The sequence below is a fragment of the Spiroplasma sp. Moj genome (assembly GCF_016082285.1).
In the GTDB taxonomy this organism is placed as follows: Bacteria; Bacillota_I; Bacilli_A; order Mycoplasmatales; family Mycoplasmataceae; genus Spiroplasma; species Spiroplasma phoeniceum.
Window position 1 is genome coordinate 1 of record NZ_MQTY02000091.1, and the last position, 4,049, is coordinate 4,049.

4 protein-coding genes are annotated in these 4,049 nt (G+C 24.3%); 2 read left to right on the top strand and 2 right to left on the bottom strand.

The window, feature by feature from the left end; genetic code table 4:
• Positions 1 to 543 precede the first annotated feature (543 nt).
• Together BST80_RS04350 and BST80_RS04355 are read right to left on the bottom strand one after the other, a co-directional pair.
• The gene (locus BST80_RS04350; protein WP_415746123.1) at positions 544 to 903 is read right to left on the bottom strand and encodes a hypothetical protein; all 360 of its coding nucleotides are present in this window, start codon (positions 901 to 903) and stop codon (positions 544 to 546) included.
• Between the two features lie 89 nt (positions 904 to 992).
• A complete protein-coding gene (locus BST80_RS04355) occupies positions 993 to 1,259 on the bottom strand; it encodes a hypothetical protein (RefSeq protein ID WP_415746124.1) in 267 nt (88 codons plus the stop codon).
• A gap of 181 nt (positions 1,260 to 1,440) precedes the next feature.
• Between BST80_RS04355 and BST80_RS04360 the strand changes: the two genes are divergently transcribed.
• Together BST80_RS04360 and BST80_RS04365 are read left to right on the top strand one after the other, a co-directional pair.
• The gene (locus tag BST80_RS04360) at positions 1,441 to 3,324 is read left to right on the top strand and encodes a prolipoprotein diacylglyceryl transferase family protein (RefSeq protein ID WP_415746125.1); all 1,884 of its coding nucleotides are present in this window, start codon (positions 1,441 to 1,443) and stop codon (positions 3,322 to 3,324) included.
• Positions 3,325 to 3,370: 46 nt separating this feature from the next.
• Positions 3,371 to 3,667, top strand: a complete 297-nt coding sequence (locus BST80_RS04365; RefSeq protein WP_415746126.1) for a ferritin-like domain-containing protein — start codon at positions 3,371 to 3,373, stop codon at positions 3,665 to 3,667.
• Positions 3,668 to 4,049 lie beyond the last annotated feature (382 nt).

Genomic DNA, 4,049 nt, shown 5'->3' on the forward strand with positions numbered 1-4,049 from the left:
ATAAANNTTTTAACACCAACTGAAGCTGTGTTAAAATTTTTAAAAGACTAACTGGTCTAAAATGTATATGGTACCTCACATATTATTCGTAAACTAGTTAACGTTGGAATAAAGTAAGTATTTTTTTAATAGCCATAAATTTAATGGTTTTATCCCAAAAATAGTAACAAGACTTTGCCTGGATTAGTAGCTTTTTTTTGGACATTTTTTAAATAGACTTTTGTTTTCCTAACAGGTGATTAATTTATTTTTTGGATATTCATATAATTCTTTTTGTTATTAACTCTAATTATTTATTGGCAATAGAATGTTTCTTATTTTCATTTTTAACTTATAATCCATAGTCGCATTCTAATTTTTTCATCTTTTAAGTTCTTTGTTATTTTGTTTTTTCATATAAAAAGAACATCTTTTTAATAAAGTTTTAACATAATTTTTATTTTTTATGTCTACTTTATTTTAGATGCTCAAAAGTTGATTTTTGTTTTTTATGTAAATACTTTTTAATTAATAAACGAGGGAGAATAATCTCTATGGTATTTGCTACGCTGTCTTAAATGTAAATGATAGATTATAACTTGAACCATTAAAATTAATTTTCACTGCTAATGAAACATTTTTGTTTTCCTCAAAATATTCTTTTTTAATATTTCTTTCTTCATCTAAATATTTTGCTTTATCTTCATCGGAAGTAATTAATTTTTCTTTAATACCATTTAAGAATAAAGTTTCTAAACTTGTATTTTTAATTTTATCAATATCATATTGTTTTACTTCAACATGTTCATTGTTTAATAAAACTAGGCCAATTTTTTCAACAATTTTTTTCATAACTTCTTTACGTTTTTCATCCGTTCATTTCGCCCCTAATTTTTCTGATACAAAGGGGAATAATATGATCATTTAAAAATGTTTCATTAACAAATTGTCAATAGACTTCTTGCATAACCTAGTTATTTTAAAATTCCTATAAAATATATTTAAAATAGAAATTATAGGAATTTTAAAATAACTAGGTTATGCAATAAGTCTAATAAATAAAATGTAAGTGCAGGGTCATTATTATTAGCAATAAAAGTAAGAATAATACCAATAAATAAAGCAGTAGTAAAAATTAAGATTAATGAACTGAAAATAACATCAACAATGATTGATTTACGTCAAAAACTAGTAATTTTTCGATAATGATTTTGTATATGTTCTTGGTGAAGTGCTTTAATTTTATTAACTGCTGTTTCTGATAACGCAGTGCTAGTCATTTGTTATTTCACATCGCTTTCTAAAAAAAGTAATATTGTTTTAGGTAAATTATAATTTAAAAAAAGTAAGATTACAATTAAGTCCTAAAAATAAATAGACTTTTTTATTTAAACTTGGTATATAATAATTATGCATTGTTTTATTTTAGAAAATAAAAACACTTAAGGAGTGAAAAAATAAATGAACAGTTTATTATTAACAAGCGTACCACCAAATCCAGAATGAATTACGCCAAGTAATACACCACATAATATTTTGGCAACATATGGCGGATGAATTCATATGTATGCTGTTTTTATTACAATAGGAATGATTTGTTCGCTTTTAGCCTGTTTTATTCGATTAAAATTAAAAAAAGTTCCGATTGAACCATTAATTTGATCAATTTTTGCTATTATTCCATTTTCATTATTTGGAGCAAGTTTTTTTGGAAAATTTAATAATGATGTTAATCATCCTTGAATTTTAGAACCAGGTGATGTTCCATTTTGGTCTTTATTTGCGTTTTGAAAAGCTGGGATGAGTATTCATGGTGGTGTTTTGTTCGGAACAATTACTGGCTTAATTGTTTTTGGCATTGTTGGTTGAAAAGCAAAAGTTTCACTTTTAGTTTATACGGATTGTATTATTCCAAACATTTTATTAGGACAAGTATTAGGTCGTTGAGGTAATTTTTTTAATCATGAATTATTAGGAAGTGTTACTTCATATGATTCATTACGGTGATTACCAGCTTTTATTCGGGATAACTTATGGCAGTGAGATGGTTTATCACCAGAAACAAATAACCTTGGTGAAATTGTCTTTCGCCAACCTATTTTTTTATATGAATCATTCTTTAATTTCTTAGCATGATTATTTATTACTTTTTTTATTCCTGTTGCTGGACAATTATTTAGTAAAAAACCATGGAAAAAAGACCCTAAAGAATATCCTTTTGATTTAAAATATAATTTTATTCATTTTTTTAATCGAAAATATCTTAAACCTGATAAAATGACTTGAAAAGAAGTTTGGGATAAAGCATATTTTAACTATGTACCAAACCAAAAGCGATTAGATGAAATGGCTAAAAAAAGTGGGCAAATAGATATTTCAAAAGAACAAACTGGTTTTACCAATAGAATTAAAAAATGATGACATAATGATAGTGCTGCATTAACAAAATTAAATAATCCTGGGCGTTATTCAATCACACGTAGCGGGGTGCAAACTGGTTTTTATTTCTTTTTATGAAATTTGATTCGTTTTATTTTAGAAATACAACGTGATGATGACACAAGTTTATTTATTAAAAATCATCGTACGCTAGATTATACGGTCTTAATTTTAATTGCCCTAATTGGTTTAGGATTAGCAATTTATGCGCAATGAGGAGCGCCGAAAAAATTCCGCAAAAATAGATTTATGTATGAAAAAGAATATGTTGATTTTCATAGTTTGCAAACATGAAAATTTGAAAAATATTTAAATAATAGTATCATTATTGGTGAAGATAATTATGTTAATAAATTACCAGTAGTCATTAAGACAAAAGTTATGGAATTCTTAGGATATCAAGGTGAACCTTTTGAAAAATATTTTGAATTAAAATATGTTAAAACAAATGAACAAGAAGCAAGCAAGCACGAAGTTATTAATTATAGTTTTAAAATAGTTGCTTTACCAGAAACAAATAATAAATTTATTGATGAATTAGTTGTTAATCAAACTTTTAAATTTAATTTAAGTAAAATTTTACAACAAACAACATTAATTTTATCAAAACCTGATGATAATAATTATTTTACCTTAACGAAAAAACAATTGGGATTATTATTAAATGCTATTATTCATACTCCTGAAAAAGTAAATGAAATTAAAACGAGATGGTATCAATTTTATCCTCATATTAATGAACAAAAAACAACAATTTTTGATCTTGATTTGAATGATTTAATTGCTTTTGATGAATTAAAAATTAATCCAAAAGCAAAAAAAATTGAAATATCAAAATTCCAATTTAAAGAAAATCAATTTTATTACTTTAATAAAAAAATTGCTTTTAAATTAAAATGAGAATAATTAACTTTTAAGAGTGTACAATAAGAATAGAAAGAGAGGAAAAATTATGTTAACAAACGACATTGAAAAAGATTTACAACATTATATTGATGAACACATTAAAATGCAATTTTTTTGCTATAATTTAAGTTCAGCCGCTGATAAGTTAGGGTTTCCTGGTTTTAGCCATTATTTCCAAGTTCAAGCACAAGATGAAGTTTTACATCAACGTCGAATTATGAATTTTGTTTTAGACCGCGATGGACATTATCAAATTAAAAATATTGCTGAAGAATATAAAAATATTAAAAATATTATTGAATTAATAGAAACCTATCAAACAAAGCGAGCATATTTTGCTTAATTAACAAATAAATTAGCACAGCATTCTAATACAGTTGGTGATTTAGTTACTTATAAATTTTATGATTGATTTATTATTGACTTTTATGAAGAATTAGCTGAAGTAAAAGATATTATTGAATGAATTAAAATGTCAAATAATAGTTATAAAATTGATCGAAAAATGGGAGAAAAAGAAGAACCAGATATTTTAACAGTTATTAACCCTTTTAGTCCCCATGCATAAAAAATGTTTTTTCTTTTTAAGAAAAAACATTTTTTTCATTTGTAAATTGTAATTGCAAATGCAACAAAAAATATTAAATAAGTAATAATATATTAGACTTCTTGCATAACCTAGTTATTTTAAAATTCCTATAAAATATATTTAAAATAGAAATTAT